Source organism: Deinococcus planocerae, from assembly GCF_002869765.1.
GTDB classification, from domain to species: domain Bacteria; phylum Deinococcota; class Deinococci; order Deinococcales; family Deinococcaceae; genus Deinococcus; species Deinococcus planocerae.
Window position 1 is genome coordinate 1 of record NZ_PNOR01000050.1, and the last position, 20154, is coordinate 20154.

The following is a 20154-nucleotide window of genomic DNA, read 5'->3' on the forward strand; positions in this document are numbered from 1 at the left end:
ACGCCCGGCGCACCCTGCGGGCCTCGGCGCGCACGGCGGGCGACCCGGCGCGGCTGCGCTGGCTGGGCCGTCCGCGCCGCGCCCCCCGCTTCCTGATCGTGCTCGACGGCAGCCGCAGCATGGGCCGGGGGGCCACCCTGCTGCTGCGCTTCGCCCACGCGCTGCACCTGCGCTCAAGGCGGGTGGAGGTCTACGCCTTCAGCACGGCGCTGATCCGCCTGACCCCCACCCTGCGCGGCGCTCCCCCCGGCGAGGCGCTGCACCTCCCCGACCTGGGGGACGCCTGGGGCGGCGGCACCCGCATCGGGGAGAACCTGCTGCGGCTGGCCCGCGACGAGCGCGCCCGCGTGACCCGCGACACGGTGATCCTGATCCTCAGCGACGGCCTCGACACGGGCGAGCCCGAGATCCTGGCCCGCGCCCTGCGCGACCTCGCCGGGCGGGCGGGCCTCCTCGCGTGGCTCTCGCCGCTCGCCGCCACCCCCGGCTACCAGCCCGTGCAGCGCGCCGTGCAGGCCGCGTTGCCCCACCTCGACGCCTTCCTGCCCGCCGCCAGCGTGACCGACCTGCATGGGCTGGCGCGGGCGTTGCGGGGGCGGTGGTAGGGCGGGTAGGGAGCGGCGCCCTCGTCTACCCAGGGGGAGAGTAGGAAGAGGCGATCAGCTCTCAGCCGTAAGTGAAACGGAGTGAGAGCCGACAACCTCCTAATCCTCCCCTGGGGGATGTGTACTGATCCCATGACGAAGACCCTCGAACTCGACATCGGCGGGATGACCTGTGCCGCCTGCGTGGGGCGGGTGGAACGCGGGCTGAGGAAGGTGGAGGGGGTGGCCGAGGTGCAGCGGGGAGGCCGGACGGTCGCCCTCGTGGGAGACGGCATCAACGACGCCCCGGCCCTGGCGAGGGCGGACGTGGGGGTCGCCATCGGGACGGGGACGGACGTGGCCGTCGAGACCGCCGACGTGATCTTGATGTCGGGGGACCTGCGCGGGGTGCCGAACGCGGTGGCCCTCTCCCGCGCCACCCTGCGCAACATCCGGGTCAACCTCTTCTGGGCCTTCGCGTACAACGTCTTGCTGATCCCGGTCGCGCCGGGCGTGCTCTCCCCCCTCGGCGTGACCCTCTCGCCCGTGCTCGCCGCCGCCGCGATGGGGCTGTCGAGCGTCTTCGTGCTCACGAACGCGCTGCGGCTACGGGGCTTCCGGGCGCCATTGCGGGTCACACCGACACCCTCCTCCACCCCTCCCCTCACCCCCGCCACGCAAGGTCAGGCCTGAGAAGGGACCCTCCTCCCTTCCCCCACGGGGGGGGAAGGGCCGGGGATGGGGGGGGAGACGCGAACGCCTAACCCCACCTCACAATCCCAAACAGAAAAGCGCCCCAGCCATCCCGCCGGGGCGTTTCTCTTTTCTGCTCAGAACCAGCGCCGCTTCGTCGCCGTCCGCTTGCCCAGCCGCCGCTCGGCCTGCCCGAGCACGAAGTCGAGGGCGCGGTCACGCTTGCGCAGCTTGGTGTACTTGCCGCGCTTGGCCTTTTGGGTGCGGCGCACCATCCCGATGAGTTCGAGGGCGATGGGGCCGTAGACCATCCACTTGCCGAACTTGCCCGTCTTGCGCGTCTTCATGCCTTCCATTACGCGCGCCGAAGACGAAAAGTTGCTGAGGACAGGCGCAGACGCGTTCACCTTCCGCGTTCGGGCACGGGGGACAGCGCGGCGGGGGCGGACCACCGGGCGGGACGCGCCTTAGACTGGGGTATGACCCAAACCGTGGACCCGGTGACGGCCCTGCGCGAACAGCTCGTGGCGTGGCGGCGCCACCTGCACATGCACCCCGAGGTCGGCTTTCACGAGCACGAGACGGCGGCCTACATCGAGGCCGAGCTGCGGAAGATGCCGGGGCTGACCGTCTCCCGCCCGACCGAGACGAGCGTGCTGGCGGTCCTGAGGGGAGGCAGGCCGGGCCGCACGGTCTTGCTGCGCGCCGACATCGACGCCCTGCCGATGGAGGAGGAGAACACCTTCGAGTACGTGTCGCAAAACCCCGGCGCCATGCACGCCTGCGGCCATGACGGGCACACGGCGATCCTGCTGGGGGTCGCGCGGCTGCTGTCGGCGGACGCCGCGAACGTTTCCGGCGAGGTCCGCATGATCTTCCAGCACGCCGAGGAGATCGGGCCGGGCGGTGCCGAGGAACTCGTGATGGAGACGGCCCTGATGGAGGGGGTGGACGTGGTGACGGGCCTGCACCTCAACTCCCAGCTTCCGGTCGGGCTGGTGGCGGTCAAGCCCGGCGCCTTCATGGCCGCGCCCGACACCATCCACATCACGATCAGGGGCAAGGGCGGGCACGGGGCGCACCCCGAGGAGACGGTCGATCCCATCGCGGTGGGGGCGCAGGTCGTCACCAACCTCCAGCATGTGGTGAGCCGCCACGTCGCCGCCCTCGACGCCCTGGTCGTCTCGGTCACCTCCTTCCACAGCGGCACCACCCACAACGTCATTCCCGACACGGCGACCATGATGGGCACGGTGCGGACCTTCGACGCGGGGCTGCGCGAGCGGGCGCCCGGGATGATCGAACGGGTGATCAAGGGCGTGTGCGAGGCGCACGGGGCGGGCTACGAGTTCCGCTACGAGCCCGGCTACCGCCCGGTGATCAACACGGACTGGGTGGCGGAACGGCTCCGGGAGATCGCGCTGGAGACGGTGGGCGAAGGGCACTACCAGGACGCGAAACCCACGATGGGCGGGGAGGACTTCAGCGCCTACCTCCAGAAAGCCCCCGGCGCGTACTTCAACGTCGGCTCGGGCAGCGACGAGGCCGACAGCCGCTGGCCGCACCACCACCCGCGCTTCACCCTCGACGAGGCCAGCCTGGAGACGGGCGTGCGGATGCTCCGCGCCGCCGCCCTGCGCCTGAGCCTGCCAGAGTAGCGACATGCTGCCGGAGACCGTCGCGCGCCAGATCCTCTCCGACCACGAGCGGCGCCCCCGGGGCAGGGGCGAAATCGCGGGTGCTCCCCACGCCGCACTCGACAACCCCGGCTGCGGCGATCAGGTGACGGTCTGGGTGCAGGTGGAGGGCGGGCGGCTTACCGGGGTGAGCTTCACCGGGCGCGGCTGCACGATCAGCCAGTCGAGCGCGAGCCTGCTCACGCAGTCGGTCAGGGGCAAGACGCTGGAGGAGGTCCACACCCTGAGCGCGAGCTACCGGGCGATGGTCATGGGCGAGGCCCCGCCCGACCCCGCACTCGGCGACCTCGTGGCGCTGGCGGGGGTAAGCCGGTTGCACGCGCGGCGCAAGTGCGCACTCCTCGCGTGGAACGCGCTGGAGGCGGCGCTGGCGGAGGCCACGGCGGAGGGCGAAGACGGACACCCCCTCTGAGGTCGCCCTGGCGTGGGAGGAGACCGTCAACACGCGGGACGGGGCGCGGCTGCTCGCCCTCTCGGACCCCGACATCGAGATCATCGGACCACGGGGGAGCGCGTAAGGGCACGCCGTCCTGGCCGACTGGCTGGGCCGGGCGGGTCTGAACCCGGAGACCGGCGCCGTGGTGGGTGAGGCGCCTGTCGCCTCCCACTCCCGGGGGGTGGACGGCCAGGTCGTTGACGCGGCGCGTTACGACGACCCGCACACGGCTCTGGACCACGCGGGGCTGGACGAGACGGACGCGCTGACCTGAGCTAAGGGCCAGCGCGTCCTGGAAGGCTGTGAAGAGGTCTCGCGGGCTCAGCGGCTGCGCAGCGTGCTCTGCACCGCGCTCATGAACTCCATGCGGGTGCGCATGTCCTCCTTGAACAGGCCCCGCATCGCGCTCGTGGTCGTGCTCGAATTCTGCTTCTGCACGCCGCGCATCGCCATGCACAGGTGGATGCCCTCCATCAGCACGGCGACGCCGCGGGGTTGGAGCAGCTCCTCCACCGCGTCGGCGATCTGGGTGGTGATGCGCTCCTGGACCTGGAGGCGGCGCGAGTACAGGTCCACGATGCGGGCGAACTTGCTCAGGCCCAGGATTTTGCCGTCGGGGATGTAGGCGATGTGCGCCCGTCCGTAAAAGGGCAGCATGTGGTGCTCGCACATGGAATAGAACTCGATGTCCTTCACGAGGACCATTTCAGAGCCCTCGGCGGCGAACACGGCGTCCCCGGCGGCGTCTTGCAGGGTCTTGTGGTACCCGGCGGTCAGGAAGCCCCACGCCTTCGCCACGCGGTGCGGCGTCTTGTGCAGCCCCTCGCGCTCCGGGTCCTCGCCGATGGCGGTGAGCCAGTCGTGCGTCAGGTCGCTCAGGCCGGGCACTTCGAGTTGCTCATCAGCGGCGCTGATGGTCGGATAGGTGGTCAAGGTCGGTCGCCCCCTCTCACGCCCGCACGGGGCGCGGCTTGTATGAACACGAGTTTAAGCTCGGCGGCGGGGCGGGGACTGTGGGGGAAGCTCTCAGCCTCCCCGCTGGGGCTGGCCGTTCCCCCTCACCCCCAGCTCACCTCGCCGTAGGTCTGCTCGCGTGCCGGGCCGCACGAAAAGATCACGACCGGGCAGTTCACCGTCTCCTCGATCAGGTCGAGGTAGGCCTGGGCTTCCCTCGGCAGCGTCTCGCGGCTGGTCACGCCGTCCGTGCTCGTCCAGCCGGGCATCTCGCGGTAGACGGGCTGGCCCGAGTCGTCGTAGGTCACGCAGACCTTGATCCTGTCGAGCCCTGCGAGGATGTCCATCTTGTTGATCACCAACCCGTCGAAGCCGTTCACGTCCACGGCGTAGCGCAACAGCGCCAGGTCGAGCCAGCCCACCCGGCGGGCGCGGCCCGTCGTCGTGCCGAACTCGTCCCAGGGCTTGGAGCCGTCGCCGCGCAGGCGCTGTTCCATCTCCCCGAAGACCTCGGTGACGAAGGGGCCGTGGCCGACGCGCGTGTTGAAGGCCTTGGCGACCCCGTACACCTGGCCCACCGCCTTGTGGTTCACGCCCGCCCCGACGAGGATGCCGCCCACCGTGGGGTGGCTGCTCGTCACGAAGGGGTAGGTGCCGTAGTTCAGGTCGAGCAACGTCGCCTGCGCCCCCTCGAAGAGGACGTTTTCGCCCTCCCTGATCGCCTGCCGCAATCCCGCCCCCGTGTCGCTCACGAAGGGCAGCAGCGCGTCGCGGATGGGGAGGAGGTAGCCCAGCGCGTCGGCGACGGTGGCCCAGCCCGCCTCCCGGGTGGAGTTGGGTTTGGCCTCCAGCAACCGCTCGACCCGCTCGCGCAGCACCGCGTCGTCCGCGAGGTCGCCGAAGCGGATGCCCACCCGCCGCGCTCTATCGGCGTAGGCGGGGCCAATGCCGCGACCTGTGGTGCCCACGAAGTCCCCCCGCCCGTCCACGTACTTGTGGTGGGGCAACACGAGGTGCGCCCGGTCGCTGATCCGCAGTTCGGGGCTGAGCCCACCGTCGAGCAGGTTCTGGCGCTCGGCGAGGAACTTCTCGGGGTCGATGACCATGCCGTCGCCGAGGACGCTCACCGTGCCGGGGTGCAGCACGCCGCTCGGGAGGAGGTTGAGCTTGAAGGTCTGCCCCCCTGCCGTCACCGTGTGCCCGGCGTTCGCGCCGCCCTGATAGCGCACCACGTAGCGGGCCTGCGGGGCGAGGAAGTCGGTGATCTTCCCCTTGCCCTCGTCTCCCCACTGCGCGCCGATAATCGCAATTCCAGGCATCCTGCCTCCAGCCGCGCGCCCTGACTTGCCCTTCTGCGCCCCCAGAGGGGCAAAAAAAAGCACGGCGCGCAGCACCGTACCTGAGTGTAGCCCGGCGGCGCGGGGGCGGGGAGGTGAATGTCCAGAGGGCGGTCAGCCGTCAGCGACCGATCCGGCTGACGGCTGACCGATGATCGCGGCACTCCGTGACGTAGAAGGGACAACCTGCGTTGCTGCAACTCCACGGAGGCGGCTCTCATCACGGATGCTCGCTCCGCTCGGGCCGGACCACTTGAGGGGCTTGCCCTCAACTTGTCCGGCCACCGCTGTGAGAGCTTCAGATCACCAGGATGATCGGCGCCTCCAGCGCCCCCGCCACGTCCGCGAGGAAGCGGGCGGCCCGGGTGGGGTCCACGTCGCCGCTGAGCGACAGCGCGGCGCGGCCTTCCCGCTCGCGGCCCACGCTCAGGGTCACGGTGTGGCCGAGGTGGAGGTCGTCGAGGTCGAGTGTTCCCGCGTCGGTCACGAGGAGGTCGGGGGTGCCGCCGAAGGGGGTGCCCAGGTCGTCCAGGGCGTCACGCAGGGCGACGGGGCGCGCGGTGCGGGCCACGCCCGCCGTGAGGTCCTGGAGGGCGACGCTGCCGAGCCCCAGGGTCTGCGCGTGGCGCTGGGCGGCGCGGACGACGAGGAGGCCGAGCGGCACGTCCTGGCCCAGGGCGCCCGCGAGCTGACGGCGCAGGTCGGCGGCGGAAGAGACGTTCACGTCCCGGCGCAGGTAGGTGCCGAAGGAACGGGCCTCCCGGGCGGAGTCGGCGACGAGGGCGGGGGGGGCCGTCTCCCCGTCCGGCTCGAAGGCCGGGGCCTCCACCGCCTCCATCACCGCCGGGGCGGGCAGGAGGTCCTCCACCTGGGGCTCGGCGACCAGGGTGGGGGCCAGCGGAGCGATCTCGGGCTCGTCGGCGGGGAGGGGGGCCTGCGCGTGCAGGTCCGGCAGCGGGAAGGCGGGGGGCTCGGGCAGACGGGCTTCGGGCGCGGCGGGCGCCTGGAACGCCGGGGTGGGCTGCGGCTCGGGGAGGACGGGTACCTGCACGACCGGGGGCTGAACAGGTGCGGGGGAAGCGGGCTGGGGAGCCGGGGCGGCGGGCTGGTACAGGCGCGAGAGCAGGCCGCCCAGCCCCGCCGAGAGGCCCGCGCTCGCCGCAGGGGCCGCCGTGGCCGCGACCGGGACGGGTTCGGCGTGGGCGGGCTCGGGGGGGGTGGACGCGGCGGCGGGCAGGAACGGCTGGGACGGCACGCCCGCGGCCACGGGCGGGGGCGGCGTCACGGGGGCGGGGGCGTTGAAGTTCCAGGCCGGGGCCGGGGCCGACGCGGCAGGAGCGGCCACCACCGGGGCGGGCTCGAAGTCGGCTTGATCGTCGTCGAGTTCGAAGTCGAGGGCGTCGTCCTCCAGGGCAGGGGCGGGAGCCGGGGTGGTGCGGGCCTGGGCGACGAAGGCGGTGATGTCGGAGTCCACGCCCGCGCCGCGGAGGGCGTCGGCGCTGGGGAGGCCCGGGGTGATCAGGCTGGCGGAGAGGTCCTCACCGGTCCAGTCGGGCGGGGGGGCGTCCACCGGGGTGGCCGGGGGCTCCTCCTCGCCGCTCATGATGCGGGCGAGGTGGGCGAGGATGTCTCCTTCGACGATCAATCCACCCTGTCCGGTGCCGCGCAGAGGCTGCCAGTCGATGCCGTTTGCTTCCGCCAGGACCCTGGCGAGCGGAGCGATTCGTTCCATACGTTCCCCCTTGGCCCGTGCGTCCTCCCCGTGTGGGAGGGCCGCGCCGCCCCCGGGGGCGAAGCGGGCCGGTTGCTTTCCCGCAGGGTGACGCGTGAAGCCTGACAGCCTTCTTTCAGCGGGCGTGAACCAAGGCGGCGCAGCGGGGCGGGAGAGACGCCCCTCCCGTGTTCAGGAGCGCGGTGATAGGCTCGGGGCGTTGTCGCGCGGGCCACGGGGCGACGCTTCCCGGCACCGCCCCGGCCCGCCGCGTCTTTGGGAGCAACGATGCAGATATTCGAGGAGATGCAGTCGCGCGGGCACGAGGCCCTGACGCTTCTTCACCACGCGCCGAGCGGCCTCAAGGCGGCCCTGGCGATCCACTCGACCGTCCTGGGCCCGGCCATCGCGGGCGTGAGGCTGCGCCCCCTGGACGAGGAAACGGCCCTCAAGGGGGCGCTGGCGCTGAGCGAGAGCCTGACCCTCAAGGCCGCCCTCGCCGGGCTGAACTACGGCGGCGGCGCGTGCGTGCTCATGCTGCCGGAAGTCGGCGTGGACGACCCGCACGCGAGGGAAGCCCTCTTCCGCGCGCTCGGGCGACAGGTCAGGCCGCTGGAGTCGCGCGTGGTGCTGACCGAAGACATCGGCGTGACCCCGCGCGACATCGCCTTCGTCGCGCAGGAGACGCCCTCCACCCTGGGGGTGAACACCGACACGAGCAGCGTGACGGGCTACGGGGTCTACCGCGGGATCAAGGCCGCCGCCCGCTCCGCGCTGGGAAGCGAGAGCATGCGCGGGGTGCGGGTGGCCGTGCTGGGGGTGGGGGCGGTGGGGCGCGCCCTCGCCGAGCACCTCCACCGCGAGGGGGCCCGCCTGACCGTCGCCGACACCCGCCCCGAGCGGGCCGAGGCCCTCGCCGACGAGCTCGACGGGGTGACGGTCACGGGCACCGAGGAGCTGCTCGACGTGCCGTGCGACATCTTCTCGCCGTGCGGGTACGGGCACTCGATCCGCAGCGCGGACGTGCCCCGGCTGCAATGCCGCCTGATCGCGGGCGGCGAGCACCACCCCCTGACCCGCCGGGGGGAAGACGCGGTGAAGGAGGCGGGCATCATGTACATCCCCGACTTCGCCATCAACGCGGCGGGCCTGATCGCTGCCGCCACCTCCTCCACCCCCGAGCAGGCCGCCGAGCGCGTGTACGCCACCGTCGTCCGCATCGCCGCCGTCGCCGAGCAGTACGGCAAGCCGCCCCACGTCGTCGCCCGCCGCATGGCCGAGCGCCGCATCGACCTGATCGGCAGCCTGGGAACGGGCGGCGCGGTGCTGGGGAGGGGGGCGTGAGGGGGCGGTCAGTGGTCCGTGGGAAGTGGTTAGTGGGGGCTTTGACCCAAGCTCTTTGCTTCCGCCACGCTTTTTCCACTCACCACTCACCACTCACCACTGACCGCCGGAGGCGCCCATGACCTCCCCCTTCGTCATCGGCGTGGCGGGGGGCTCGGGGAGCGGCAAGACGACCGTCACGCGGCGGGTGATCGAGACGGTGGGGCAGGGCGGCGTGGCCGTGCTGAGTCAGGACAACTACTACCGTGACCAATCGGACGTCCCCGAGGCGGCGCGGGCGGGGACGAACTACGACCACCCGGCGGCCTTCGACTGGCTTCTCCTGCGCGAGCACCTGGGGGCGCTGCTCGCGGGCGTGCCCGTCGAGATGCCGGAGTACGACTTCACCCGCCACACGCGCTCGCCCCGGACGACGACCGTGCCCCCCGCGCCCGTCGTCGTGCTGGAGGGTTTTTTCGCCCTGTACGACGAGGAGCTGCGGGAGCGGATGCACCTCAAGGTCTTCGTGGACGCCGACGCCGACGTGCGCTTCATCCGGCGGCTCCTCCGCGACACGCAGGAGCGCGGGCGCACCCCCGAGAGCGTGATCACGCAGTACCTGGAGTTCGTGCGGCCCATGCACCTGAGCTTCGTGGAGCCCACCAAGCGTTACGCGGACGTGATCATCCCCCACGGCGGCATGAACGAGCCCGCGCTCGACATGCTCGCCGCGCGCATCCGCACGACGATCTGAGGGCCCCCGCGTCCCCTCCCCCTTTCGGCGGACGACGGGGCCGGAGGCGGGCGGGCAGGCTGACCCGGCCCCCCCCCCGCCCCCCTCCTTCCCTTCTAGGATGTAACCCGTGACCGAGCCCACCCCCACCCGCACCACCGTGATCCGCGCGGCGCCCGGCCCGCTCGCGCCGTCCTCCTCCGACCCACCCGCTGCCCCGCCGCCCACCCGGCACCGGCTGACGTGGCCGCTGCTCGGGGTGATCCTGCTTTCCCTGATCCCGGCGCTGATGCTCGCGTGGAACCGGGTGGCCTACGAACAGGCGCAGAAGACGGTCGCGGTGGTGGTGGACTACCCGGCGCTCGTGGGGCAGGCGCGGCGGGTGGGGCTGGAGCCGCAGGCGCTCCTCGACCGGTACAAGGCGCTCGGGGTGAACGGGGTCGCCGTGTACGAGGACGTGATCGGGTCTCTCGCGCAGCGCGGCCAGATCTACGTGCGGTCCGGCGCCGACCTCGCCGTCGAGAACCCGGGCGCGGGCGTGAACCCCCAGCTCATCTACATGCGCTCGCTCGTGCCGGGCGTCGCCGAGGCCCTGCCCGCCCGCTACACCATCCCGACCCGGCAGGTCACGATTGGCGGCCAGCGCTGGGTCGCGTGGCCGACCGATCCCAACTTCCTGCCCGCGGGGCCCAACCGTCAGCTCGTCGAGAACCTCAAGGCGCAGGGGCTCACCCTGGTGTACCGCCCCTACGACGACGAGGCGGTGCGGCAGCCGGGGGCCGACTGGCCGGACGTGCCCTTCGTGGCCTTTACGGGGGACGAGGTGATCGGGGCGCGGGTGCCCGAGCGGCTGGAGCAGATCAACCGGCGGATGGGGGAGCGCTTGCCCGCCCTGATCGAGGGCAACCCGCAGCGCGAACTCGACACCCTGGTCGAGACGCACGGCGCCGCGCGCATGTTCGCCATGAACCCGAGCTGGCAAAACCGCCTGGGCCCCGAGGAGGTGGCGAGCAAGTACGCCCTCGCCGCCCGCGAGCGCACCCAGCGCCTGCTCTACGTGCGCCCCTTCCCCACCGTGTACGAGACCGAAGCCTTCCTCTCGCGCACCCGCGACCTCCTCGCCCGCTCGGGGGTGAAGGTGGGCGCGCCCGTCGTGCAGCCCTTCGGGACGAACGACACCCTGCGCGCTCTTTGCCTGCTGGGGCCGCTCGCCGCGCTCGCGCTGCTGGGCCTGAGTTACCCCCTGCCGCGTCTGGGGCTGATCGTCGCCGCCCTCGCCGGGCTGGGGGCACTGGGGCTCAACGGGGGGCGGCCCTTCGAGGGTGGGGCGCTGATCGCGGCGATCACCTTCCCGGCCCTGGGGCTGGTGCTGCGGCGCTCCCGGGTCACCGACTGGTTCCTGGCGACGGGGCTCTCGCTCGTCGGGGTGCTGTTCGTCTCGGGGCTGGGCGCGAACCGCGACAGCGTGCTGGGGCTGGAGCCCTTCCGGGGGGTGGGGCTGACGCTCGTCGCGCCCCTGGCGCTCGTGGCGCTGAGCTTCCTGCCGCGCCAGGACATCCGCAAGACGGGGCGTGACCTTTACAGCGCGCCGGTCAAACTCGGCGACATCGCGGTGATGGCGCTGGGGCTGGGCGTCTTCGCGCTCGTCTTCCTGCGGCGCGGGAACGCCACGGGACTGGGCGTGAGCAGCACCGAGGCGCAACTGCGCCAGGACCTTCAGGACACGATCATCCGCCCGCGCTTCAAGGAACTCGCCGGGCACCCGCTCGCCCTCGTCGGCCTGAGCGGCGTGCTGCCGGGGTACTTCAGCCTGCTGCTGATCCTGGGCGGCGTGGTCGGGCAGGCGAGCATCCTCAACACCTTCTCGCACTTCCACACGCCCCTCCTGATCAGCGCCGCCCGCTGCTTCATCGGGCTGGGCGTGGGATTGATCCTCGGTCTGATCGCCATCTGGGCCGTGAAGACCGGGCTGCGGCTGTGGACGACCTACGGCGCGCGCCGCCCGGTCGCCGAGGCCGAGGTGCGCGCGTGAGGGTGGCCGTCTCCGGCTACTACGGCTTCGGCAACACCGGCGACGAGGCCATCGCGCTCGCCATCACCCGCGAACTCAGGGCGCAGGGGGCCACGCCTCTGCTCCTGTCGCAGACCCCGGAGGAGACCGTCCGCACCTACGGCTGCGAGAGTGCGCCGCGCATGAACCCGGCGGGGCTTCTCGGGGCGCTGGCCCGCTCGCAGGTCGTGTTCTCGGGGGGCGGGGGGCTCCTGCAAGACCGCACGAGCGCGCGCACCCTCACCTATTACCTCGGCGTGATCCGGGCGGCGCGGCTGCTCGGGAAGCGCGTGGTCGTCTTCAACCAGAGCGTCGGCCCGCTGAGCGAACCGGGGGGAAAGCGGGTGGCCGCCGCCCTGAGAGGAGTGCGGGTGATCGTGCGCGACCGGGGCAGTCTGGACACCCTGCGCGCCCTGGGGGTGGAGGGGGAACTGGGGGGCGACCCGGCCCTGCTCCTCGCACCGACGCCGGGGGTGACGCCCGACCCCGACCGGGTGATCGTCGCGCCGCGCGGGGACGTGACGGACGCGGCGGAGCGTTTGAAAACCGTCACCGCCCTCCTGCGGGAGGGGGGCCGCCGCGTGACCGCCCTGAGCTTCATGCCGGAGCACGACGACGCGGCGGCGCGGGGCCTGGGGGCCGACGAGGTGCTGAGCACGCGGGACCCGCAGGTGGCGCTGGACGCCATCGCGGGGTCCGGCTTCGTGGTCGGGGTGCGGCTTCACGCCGTCATCCTCGCCGCCGCCGCCGGGGTGCCCTTCGCGGGGGTGGCGTACGATCCCAAGGTGCGGGGCTTTTGCGACGACGCGGGGGCGCCGAGCCATCTCACGGCGCTTGATGCCGAGGCGGTCTGTCGGCAGGCCCTCACGCGCACTGCCCCCGACTGGGACGCCGTGGCGCAGATGCGGGCGAGGGCGCGGCGGAGTTTTACGCGGGCGCTGGAGCGGTAGGGGCAGGGCGGTCCAGGGAGGGCAGGGGGAGTTCAGCCTCTGCCCGAGCTTTTGTTCTCCCTCTCCCCTTGCGGGAGAGGGCGCCCTCGAAGCAACGGGAGAGGGGGCGACGGGACGACTTGGGCGGCAAGATGGCCTGCCCCTCCTTCCCGCCGCGCCGGTGGTCGGGCCAGCTCACCCCCTCCCGGCCTCCCCCCTCAAGGGGGAGGGGGTTTTGTGTCCTGCCTCCCTCAGCCCCCGTGGCCGATCACGTTGCAGGTGCACCGCGCCAGCGTCGTCGTTCGGCCCCGTTCGTCGCGCACCTCGACCGTCCAGACCATCACGCTGCGGCCCCGGTAGGCGAGGGTGGCCTCGGCGGTGACAAAGCCTCCGCTCACGCCCCGGACGTGAGTCCCGTTCACGTCCACTCCGACCCCAACCTGCCGCTGCACGTCGAGGTTGAGCCACGTGCCCACGCTGGCGAGTTCCTCGGCCAGGGCGAGGCTCGCGCCGCCGTGCAGCCGTCCGGCGGGCTGGCGGTTCCCCTCGACCGGCATCCGGGCGGTCAGGCGCTCGCGGGTGGCGGTCAGCAGTTCGATGCCCAGGCGGCTCCCCAGGGTGCCCGTCAGGCCGTTCAGCCCGGCGGCGATCTCCTCGGGGCTCAGGCGGTCGAGGTCGTCGGGGGTGGGGAGCCGCAAGTCGGGGTGCAGGGTCATGGGAGGGAGGATACGCCTGTCACTCAGGCGGGCACGTCCTCCACCACGCACGCCGCGAACGCCGCCTCGTACTCCGCCCGGTCGAGCCCCCGCCCGATGAAGACGAGTTCGGTGCGACCGTCCGCGTCGTCCCAGGCGTCGGCGGTGAAGAGGTCGCGCACCGCCTGGAAGAGCACCCGCTGGGGGTAACCGTGCAGGCTGAGAAACCCCTTCACCCGCAGCACCTCGGCGGGGCGCGAGAGGATGTGCCCTGTCATGAATCTCTGCCAGCGGTAGGGGTCGAGCGGGCGGTCGGCGCGCAGGGCGAAGGAGTTCAGGCCGGGGGTGTGGACCGTCGCGGGGGCGCCCTCCACCACCCTCGGGTCGAAGTCGTCGCGGGCGAGGAGGGCCGCCGCGTCGAGTTGTCCGCGCTCCACCCGCACGGTCCGGGCGAGGGGGTTCACGCCGCGCAACACCCCCTCCGCGTGATCGAGCAGCGCGGGGTCGGCGAGGTCGGTCTTGTTCAGCACGACGACGTTCGCGTAGGCGAGTTGCCGGGCGGCCTCGGGGTGGTCTTGCAGCGTTCGGAGGGCGTGCCGGGCGTCCGCCACAGCGACGAGGGTGGTCACGCGAAAGGCCGCCCGCACCGAGCGTTCGAGCAGGGTGGTCAGGACCGGCGTGGGGTCGGCCACGCCGCTGAGTTCGACGAGCACCGCGTCGGGTTTGTGCTCGCGCATGGCGATGGTCACGAGCGAGCGCAACAAGTCGTCCCGGCCCGTGCAGCACAGGCACCCCGCCGTCAGCTCGGTCACGTCGTCCGAGAGGCGTTCGATCAGCCCGCCGTCCACGCCCGCCTGCCCGAACTCGTTCACGATGACGCCGAGGCGGTGGGGCAGCGAGCGAATGAGGTGATTGACGAGGGTGGTCTTGCCCGCCCCCAGAAAGCCGCCGATCACGACGACGGGGATGCGCTCGTCTGCGGGGCGATGAGCGGGGGTGGTCATGGGGGGAGGATAGCGCCGGGGACGAAATCCTGGGCGGCCAGAGCGTCGGGACGGCGGGCGGTGAAGTCGCAAGATTTACGCAGCCTCGTCTGACCCCTCTGCTTCGCAGCTCTACGAGTCCGGCCCTTCGGGCCACCTCTGCTTCGCAGCTTTGCAAGTCCCCTTAAAGGGAGGCAGGAAGGGCTCCCCTCCAAGGGGAGCTGTCAGCGAAGCTGACTGAGGGGTCCGCCTGACGCTACACCTTCTCCACCCCCGGAGCCACCCTTAGGGCGCTTTCTTCCCCTTCGGTCCTGGACGCCACGCTAGCCTGCCCCGGTGAACGCCTCCCCGCCCGACTCCCCCGGCGTGACCCGGCGCCTGTACGGCCTGCTGACCCCGTACCGCCGCACGGTCCTGCTCGGGCTGCTGCTCCTGGTGGGCAGCGTGGCCGCCGAGCTGTACCCGCCGCTGGTGTGGATTCGGGTGGTGGACGAGGGGCTGCCCGCACGCGACTGGGCCTTCATCGCGTGGCACCTCGCGCTGCTGGTGGCGGTGTTCGGCGTGCAACAGCTTCTCTCGGCGTGGCGGGGCCTGCTGCTGGGGCGGGCGGGGCAGCGGCTCACGCTCGACCTGCGTTTGAGCGTGTACCGCAAGCTTCAGGGGCAGTCGGCGGCGTACTTCGAGTCGCAGCGCACCGGGGACCTGATCGCGCGGGTGACGGGCGACGTGGACGCCTTGCAGGACGTGCTCGTGCGCGGGACGGACGCGGTGCTCGCCAACGCCCTGCGATTGATCGGCGTGGTCGCCATCTTCATCGCGCTGCAACCCCTCCTCGGCGTGCTCGTCACGCTGCCCATGCTCGCCGTCGCCCTGATGCTGCGCCGCTACGCCCGCACCGTCCGGCCCGCCTACCGGGCGGCGCGCACGCGGCTGGGCGACCTGACGGCCCTGATCACCGACCGCCTGGCCGGGATTCGGGTGGTGCAGGGCTTCGCGCGGGAGGGGGCCGAGCTGCGGCGGGTCGAAGCCCTCGGGCGCGAGCTGTACGACGTGCAGGTGCGGGCGGTCGCGCTGCGCAACCGGGCCTTTCCGCTGGCGCGCTTCGTGGCGAACTTCGGCAACGTGATCATGCTGGGGGGCGGGGCGGCGCTTATCCTCGCGGGGCAGTTCACGCTGGGCGGGCTGCTCGCCTACCGGGGCTACGGGCGCTACTTCTACGGCCCCATCGACGACCTCGTGAACATCGGCGACCTGCTGCAACGGGCGGAGGCGAGCGGGCGCCGCGTGTTCGAGGTGCTCGACGCCCCCGTGGCCGTCGCCGAGCGGCCCGGCGCGCGACCCCTCCCGGAACCCGTGCGCGGCGAGGTGCGCTTCGAGGACGTGACCTTCGGCTACGACCCCGCCCGCCCGGTGCTGGAGGGGCTGACCCTGAGCGTCCCCGCCGGGGGGCGGGTGGCGATCCTGGGCGAGTCGGGGGCGGGCAAGAGCACGCTGCTCGGTCTAGTGCCCAGGCTGTACGACCCCCTTTCCGGGCGCGTCCTGCTGGACGGCGTGGACGTGCGCGACGTGACGCTGGAGAGCCTGCGCACGCATGCGGTCACCATGCCGCAGGACACCTTCCTCTTCCACGCCACGGTGCTGGAAAACGTCCGCTACGCCCGGCCCGACGCCACGCCGGAGGAGGTCGAGGACGCGTTGCGAGCCGCCCACGCCCTCGACTTCGTGCGGGCGCTGCCGGAGGGGCTGGACACGCTGGTGGGCGAGCGCGGCGTGCGGCTCTCGGGCGGGCAGCGACAACGCCTCGCCATCGCGCGGACGCTGCTCGCCCGCCCCGCCGTGCTTCTCCTCGACGAGCCGACGAGCGCCGTGGACGCCGAGAGCGAGGCGCTGGTGGTCGCCGCCCTGGACGAGCTGATGCGCGGGCGCACGGCATTGATCGTCACCCACCGCCTCAGCCTCGCGCGCGGGGCCGACCGGGTGATCGTGCTGGCGGGTGGCCGGATCGTCGAGGACGGCCCGCCCGCCGCCCTGCGCGCCCGGAACGGGGCCTACGCGGCCCTGGAACGTGCGACCCGGAGTCTCGACGGCACGATCCCCGAGACCCTTACCGGGGCGTGAGCGCCCGGACCATCGCCCAGGTGATCAGCGCCGCCGTGGCGAGCCCGGCCACCACGAACCAGGCGGGCGCGCGGCCCCCGTTCATGCCGTTCGCCGCCGTCCACCCCACCCGCAGGTTCACGAGCGCGAAGACGAGCAAGGAGGCGTCGAGCGCGTCCACGCTGCCCGTGTCCCCCACCCGCAGCGGGTAGGACACGAACAGGGTCAGGCCGACCAGGGCGAGCGCGATCAGAAGCTGGAGGAGGTAGGGGGGCACGGGGGGATTATGCAGAAGGCGGAAGGGAGAAGGCCGATGGCCTGGGAACACTCAGGCTTGGGCTCCCAGGCCTTCGCCTTCTGCCATCGGCCTTCTGCGCCTCACCCCAGCTCGTGGTACTGCCCCCGGAAGTACAGCAGCGGGTCGTCGTCGGTGTAGCGCGAATATTCCACGAGGCCGAGGTAGAGGGTGTGGTCCCCGGCGGGAATGGCCTGGGCCTTGCGGCACACGAGCTGGGCGACGCTGCCGCCGATCAGCGGCAGGCCCTCGTGGTCGAACCAGGAGACCGCCTCCTCGGGGCCGGGGCGCCCGGAGAAGTGCACGCTGAGGTGGCGCTGGGTCGCGCTGAGAACGCTCACACCGAAGCGGGTGACCTCCTCCCGCGAGAGCAGGGCGTGCATTCCGGCGCGGTGGTCCACGCCCACCAGGATCAGGGGCGGGGCGAGGCTGACCGAGACGAAGGCGGTCGCCGTCATGCCCCGGCGCTCGGGGCCGTCTTGCGCCGTGATGATCGTCACGCCGCTGGCGAAGCGGCCCAGGGTCTGCCGGAACTCGTGGGGGGGGATGCCTTCGGTGGGGGCGGGAGAGGTCATGGGCGGAGTGTACCGGGCGGAAAGCGCGCCCCCTGCCTCAAGGCACGGCCCTCACGGCCTGCCGCCCGCCGCCGGGATCACGTCACGCACGAGAAGGTCGGGGTAGCGGATCACGCCCACCTCGGGCACGGGCTCGGCCCAGCGCTGGCCGCTCACGCGCACCTCGACCGGGCCGGGCGCGAGGTTCAGGAAACCGTAGTGGCCGCCGCCGTCGGTGACGGTGCGCGCGACGACCTGCCCGCCGCGCAGGGCCTCGACCACCCGGCCCCCGGGGACGGGCGAGCCCACCACCCGCCCGAGGAGCCCCCGCACCGTGCGCGGCCCGGCGGTCCAGGGGCTCACGCTGGCGAGGGCGCCCCCCGGGGCGGTGAGGAGCCCCCGCACGGCGGCGAGGCCCTCGGGGGTGCTCTGGCGGGTGCCGTACACGTCCAGGGTGGGCGTGCGGTACGAGTAGCCCACCCAGCCCAGCCCGGCGGCGACGGTGCGCGCGGCCTGGGCGGCGGTCACCTGCGGGGGGTTGAGGTACAGGGCCGTGCCGCCCGCCACCTCGGCCCCGCGGGGATCGCCGGGCGCGGCGCGCACGCTCGCGGCGAAGGCGTTCCAACCGTCGAACCACGCGGCTTGAGGACCCACGGCGTCGCGCTTGTAGTTCATCAGGACGTTGAGGTCGATCAGCCCCTCCTGCATCCAGGTGGGCCAGTCCTGGAGCACGTCGGCATAGGTGCGCGTCTTGCGAAAGGCCGCGAGGTCGCCGGGCGCGGGCGGGGCCTGGTAGGTGATCGTGGCGGCGCTCACCCACGCCGAGGGCCGCGCCGCCTTGACCTCCAGGCTGATCCGGCGCACCAGGGCGGTCACCTGCTCGCGCTTCCAGGCGAGCCAGCGCGGGTCGGTGGGGGCGGGCGTGCCGCGCGCCCCCGTCTCCGCGCGGTAGCGGGCGAGGACCTTGGGGTCATAGCCCCACACCCCGCCGTCGGGGTAGCGGATGCGGTCGAGCTGCACGCCGTCCACGGGGTAATTCCGCACCAGGCCGACGATCCCGGCCACCATGAAGTCGGCGGCGGCGGGAATGGCGGGGTCGAGCCAGCCGTCCACCCCCTCGCGCCACGAGCCGTCCGGGCGCCGGGCGAGCCAGGACTCCGCGCCCGCCCCCGGCCCGTGCCGCCGAACGACGTGCGCCGCGTTCGTGTTCGGCGCCTGGGTGTTCGAGGCCCCCGTCACGCTCGCCCAGGCGATCACGCGCAGGCCGCGCCCGTGCGCGAGGCGGGTGATCTCGCCCAGGGGGTCGAAGCCGGGCTCCAGGTCAGGGTCGGTCACCACCGGGAGGGGCGAGCGGCGGCACAGGCAGTCGCCCCGGCGGATCGCCTGCACGAAGAGGGTGTTCACGCCGAGGCGGGCGGCGTCCTCCACCGTCTGGCGCACCTGCGCCGAGGTTTTGAGCCCCGGCCCGAAGGCGTCCACCCACAGCCCGCGCACGGCGCTGATGGAGGCGGCGCCGACGGGGACGGGGACCGCGGGGGCAGGCCGGGGGGCCACGGGAGCGGCCACCTCGGGGGGAGGGCTCTCCGGGGCGAGTTCGGGCGGGCCGGGTTCGGGCAGGGGCGCCGTGGCCCCGGCCAGGGGGGCGCAGCAGAGGGCGAGGAGCGTGGCGAGACGCGGCAGGGGGGAGGTCGTCACGGGCGTGCGGGCAGCCTAGCGCAGGGGCGGGTGAAGATCACGCCCCCCACCCGTCACACGGCGAGTTCGACGAGCGAGCGCCCGCCCCGCTTGGCGGCGTAGAGGGCCTCGTCGGCGCGCTTGAGCACGCCCCCCAGCGCCTCTCCCGGCCCGGCCTCGGCCACCCCGCAACTGATCGTCACCCGGCCCACGCCCGGGTGGTGAAGCGCCGCGAGGGCCGACGAGAGCCGCTCGGCCACCGCCCGCGCCTCGGGGCCGCCGCTGCCGGGCAGGATCACGAGAAATTCCTCCCCGCCCCAGCGCCCGAGCTGGTCCTGGGGGCGCAGGGCTCCCCGGGCGGCCCCGGCGGCGGCTTGCAGCACGCGGTCCCCGGCGTCGTGGCCGTGGGTGTCGTTCACCCGCTTGAAGTGGTCGAGGTCGAAGAGGATCACGCTGCGGGGGGGGCCCCGGTCCTCGGCGAGCCAGGCGTCGAGCTGGCGACGGTTAGGCAGGCCGGTCAGGGCGTCCACGTTGGCGAACCTCGCCTCGCCCTCGGCCCGGTGGACGGCGCGCAGCAGGCGGCCCAGCAAGCGGTCTTGCAGCGCGAGAAAGGCGATGAAGGTCGCGTGCAGCAGGTACATCTGCACCAGGGTGTTGCCGTGCAGCCGCTTGAGGGTGGCGGGAATGTCGTCCGAGGCCCAGTACAGGCCCCCGATGACGAGCAGCCCCGCGAGGAGGGCCAGCGACGCGAGCAGCGCCCGCCTGCCGCGCAGCACGAGCGAGGCCACGAAGTAGTACAGGATCAGCCAGATCACGTACCCGCCCAGCCCGTACGAGGTCTGGTCGGCGAGCACGGTCGTCCCGAACTTGTAGAGCCCGCCCACCCCCTCGCACATCAGCTCGACGAGGCCGATGGTCTCGAAGTCGCGGGGGCGGCGCCACAGCCACACGAAGAGCGCCACGTTCTTCACCGTGAGCGCCGCGAGGCCGGTCTGCTCCCAGGCGGCGAAGGACCACAGCGAGGACAGGCTCAGCGACAGCACCGACACCACCGCCACGCACCCGAACATGGCGAGCAGGGCGCTGCGCCGGAACTCCAGCTCCGGCGCCACCCCGGCCTCGCTTGTCACCTGCCACCGCATCGGGCCCACTGTAGGGACGGCCCTCTGACAGTCCTCTCCTCCACCCGATTTTTAAACGTTGAACCAATGCCCCGCGCGTCAGGTCTCGTCGCCCTCGTCCCCCTCGGAGGCCGCCGCGGGCTGGGGGTTGCGGTTCTTGCCGATCTCGCGCACGCGGCCCGAGAAGCGGGTTTTGATCTCCTCGTACATGGGATGCGCGCGGATGTCGCCGGGGCGGGCGCTCGCCGCCGGGGCCGCCGCCTGGGCCGGACGCGGGGCGGGGCGGGG

21 protein-coding genes are annotated in these 20154 nt (G+C 72.8%); 10 read left to right on the forward strand and 11 right to left on the reverse strand.

Features of this window, described 5'->3' with window-relative positions:
* Both A7B18_RS19265 and A7B18_RS19270 read left to right on the forward strand, forming a co-directional pair.
* Positions 1-605 (forward strand): VWA domain-containing protein (locus A7B18_RS19265; RefSeq protein ID WP_146009598.1); only part of this gene is annotated, 605 nt, incomplete at its 5' end.
* Positions 606-737: 132 nt separating this feature from the next.
* A complete protein-coding gene (locus A7B18_RS19270; RefSeq protein ID WP_180970251.1) occupies positions 738-1277 on the forward strand; it encodes a heavy-metal-associated domain-containing protein in 540 nt (179 codons plus the stop codon).
* Positions 1278-1414: 137 nt separating this feature from the next.
* Here the strand turns inward: A7B18_RS19270 and A7B18_RS19275 are convergent, their stop codons facing one another.
* The gene (locus tag A7B18_RS19275) at positions 1415-1624 is read right to left on the reverse strand and encodes a hypothetical protein (protein ID WP_102128312.1); all 210 of its coding nucleotides are present in this window, start codon (positions 1622-1624) and stop codon (positions 1415-1417) included.
* Between the two features lie 132 nt (positions 1625-1756).
* On the opposite strand from A7B18_RS19275, the gene A7B18_RS19280 reads away from it, so the two are divergent.
* From A7B18_RS19280 to A7B18_RS22940, 3 genes are all read left to right on the forward strand, one after another.
* Positions 1757-2935 (forward strand): M20 family metallopeptidase, encoded by a 1179-nt coding sequence (locus A7B18_RS19280; protein WP_102128313.1) that lies wholly within the window; start codon positions 1757-1759, stop codon positions 2933-2935.
* Positions 2936-2939: 4 nt separating this feature from the next.
* Positions 2940-3386 carry a Fe-S cluster assembly sulfur transfer protein SufU gene (sufU, locus tag A7B18_RS19285; RefSeq protein ID WP_102128314.1) on the forward strand — a complete coding sequence of 149 codons (447 nt, stop codon included), beginning with the start codon at positions 2940-2942 and terminating at the stop codon, positions 3384-3386.
* A 169-nt stretch (positions 3387-3555) separates the two neighbouring features.
* Positions 3556-3684, forward strand: a complete 129-nt coding sequence (locus A7B18_RS22940; RefSeq protein WP_281260177.1) for a hypothetical protein — start codon at positions 3556-3558, stop codon at positions 3682-3684.
* Positions 3685-3731: 47 nt separating this feature from the next.
* Here the strand turns inward: A7B18_RS22940 and folE are convergent, their stop codons facing one another.
* The 3 genes from folE to A7B18_RS19300 all read right to left on the reverse strand — a co-directional run bounded on the left by folE (position 3732) and on the right by A7B18_RS19300 (position 7433).
* Positions 3732-4343: a GTP cyclohydrolase I FolE gene (gene folE / locus A7B18_RS19290; protein WP_102128315.1), complete on the reverse strand. Its 612-nt coding sequence runs from the start codon at positions 4341-4343 to the stop codon at positions 3732-3734.
* Between the two features lie 125 nt (positions 4344-4468).
* Positions 4469-5683: an adenylosuccinate synthase gene (locus A7B18_RS19295; RefSeq protein ID WP_102128316.1), complete on the reverse strand. Its 1215-nt coding sequence runs from the start codon at positions 5681-5683 to the stop codon at positions 4469-4471.
* 316 nt (positions 5684-5999) lie between these two features.
* Entirely contained in the window at positions 6000-7433 is a 1434-nt protein-coding gene (locus tag A7B18_RS19300; protein WP_102128317.1) for an E3 binding domain-containing protein, read from the reverse strand.
* Between the two features lie 267 nt (positions 7434-7700).
* Between A7B18_RS19300 and A7B18_RS19305 the strand changes: the two genes are divergently transcribed.
* The 4 genes from A7B18_RS19305 to csaB all read left to right on the forward strand — a co-directional run bounded on the left by A7B18_RS19305 (position 7701) and on the right by csaB (position 12468).
* Positions 7701-8756, forward strand: a complete 1056-nt coding sequence (locus tag A7B18_RS19305) for a Glu/Leu/Phe/Val dehydrogenase family protein (protein ID WP_102128318.1) — start codon at positions 7701-7703, stop codon at positions 8754-8756.
* A gap of 118 nt (positions 8757-8874) precedes the next feature.
* Complete coding sequence (gene udk, locus A7B18_RS19310) at positions 8875-9489, forward strand: uridine kinase (protein WP_102128319.1); 615 nt, start codon at positions 8875-8877, stop codon at positions 9487-9489.
* Between the two features lie 109 nt (positions 9490-9598).
* Positions 9599-11500, forward strand: a complete 1902-nt coding sequence (locus A7B18_RS19315; RefSeq protein WP_102128320.1) for a DUF5693 family protein — start codon at positions 9599-9601, stop codon at positions 11498-11500.
* On the forward strand, positions 11497-12468 hold the full coding sequence (gene csaB, locus A7B18_RS19320) for a polysaccharide pyruvyl transferase CsaB (protein WP_102128321.1): 972 nt from the start codon (positions 11497-11499) through the stop codon (positions 12466-12468). The genes A7B18_RS19315 and csaB overlap by 4 nt, the downstream gene beginning before the upstream one ends.
* Positions 12469-12698: 230 nt before the next feature.
* Here csaB and A7B18_RS19325 read toward each other — a convergent pair whose 3' ends face one another.
* Complete coding sequence (locus A7B18_RS19325; protein WP_102128322.1) at positions 12699-13163, reverse strand: PaaI family thioesterase; 465 nt, start codon at positions 13161-13163, stop codon at positions 12699-12701.
* A gap of 23 nt (positions 13164-13186) precedes the next feature.
* On the reverse strand, positions 13187-14146 hold the full coding sequence (locus tag A7B18_RS19330) for a CobW family GTP-binding protein (RefSeq protein WP_102128323.1): 960 nt from the start codon (positions 14144-14146) through the stop codon (positions 13187-13189).
* A gap of 315 nt (positions 14147-14461) precedes the next feature.
* Between A7B18_RS19330 and A7B18_RS19335 the strand changes: the two genes are divergently transcribed.
* Positions 14462-16243, forward strand: a complete 1782-nt coding sequence (locus tag A7B18_RS19335) for an ABC transporter ATP-binding protein (protein ID WP_245872979.1) — start codon at positions 14462-14464, stop codon at positions 16241-16243.
* Here the strand turns inward: A7B18_RS19335 and A7B18_RS19340 are convergent.
* From A7B18_RS19340 to A7B18_RS19360, 5 genes are all read right to left on the reverse strand, one after another.
* Positions 16230-16499: a hypothetical protein gene (locus tag A7B18_RS19340; RefSeq protein ID WP_102128324.1), complete on the reverse strand. Its 270-nt coding sequence runs from the start codon at positions 16497-16499 to the stop codon at positions 16230-16232. The genes A7B18_RS19335 and A7B18_RS19340 overlap by 14 nt on opposite strands.
* 101 nt (positions 16500-16600) lie before the next feature.
* The gene (locus tag A7B18_RS19345; RefSeq protein ID WP_102128325.1) at positions 16601-17092 is read right to left on the reverse strand and encodes a flavin reductase family protein; all 492 of its coding nucleotides are present in this window, start codon (positions 17090-17092) and stop codon (positions 16601-16603) included.
* Between the two features lie 51 nt (positions 17093-17143).
* On the reverse strand, positions 17144-18766 hold the full coding sequence (locus tag A7B18_RS19350) for a family 10 glycosylhydrolase (RefSeq protein WP_245872980.1): 1623 nt from the start codon (positions 18764-18766) through the stop codon (positions 17144-17146).
* Positions 18767-18819: 53 nt separating this feature from the next.
* Positions 18820-19887 (reverse strand): GGDEF domain-containing protein, encoded by a 1068-nt coding sequence (locus tag A7B18_RS19355; protein WP_102128326.1) that lies wholly within the window; start codon positions 19885-19887, stop codon positions 18820-18822.
* 78 nt (positions 19888-19965) lie between these two features.
* Positions 19966-20154: hypothetical protein (locus A7B18_RS19360; RefSeq protein WP_146009599.1), on the reverse strand; the 189-nt coding region annotated here is incomplete at its 5' end.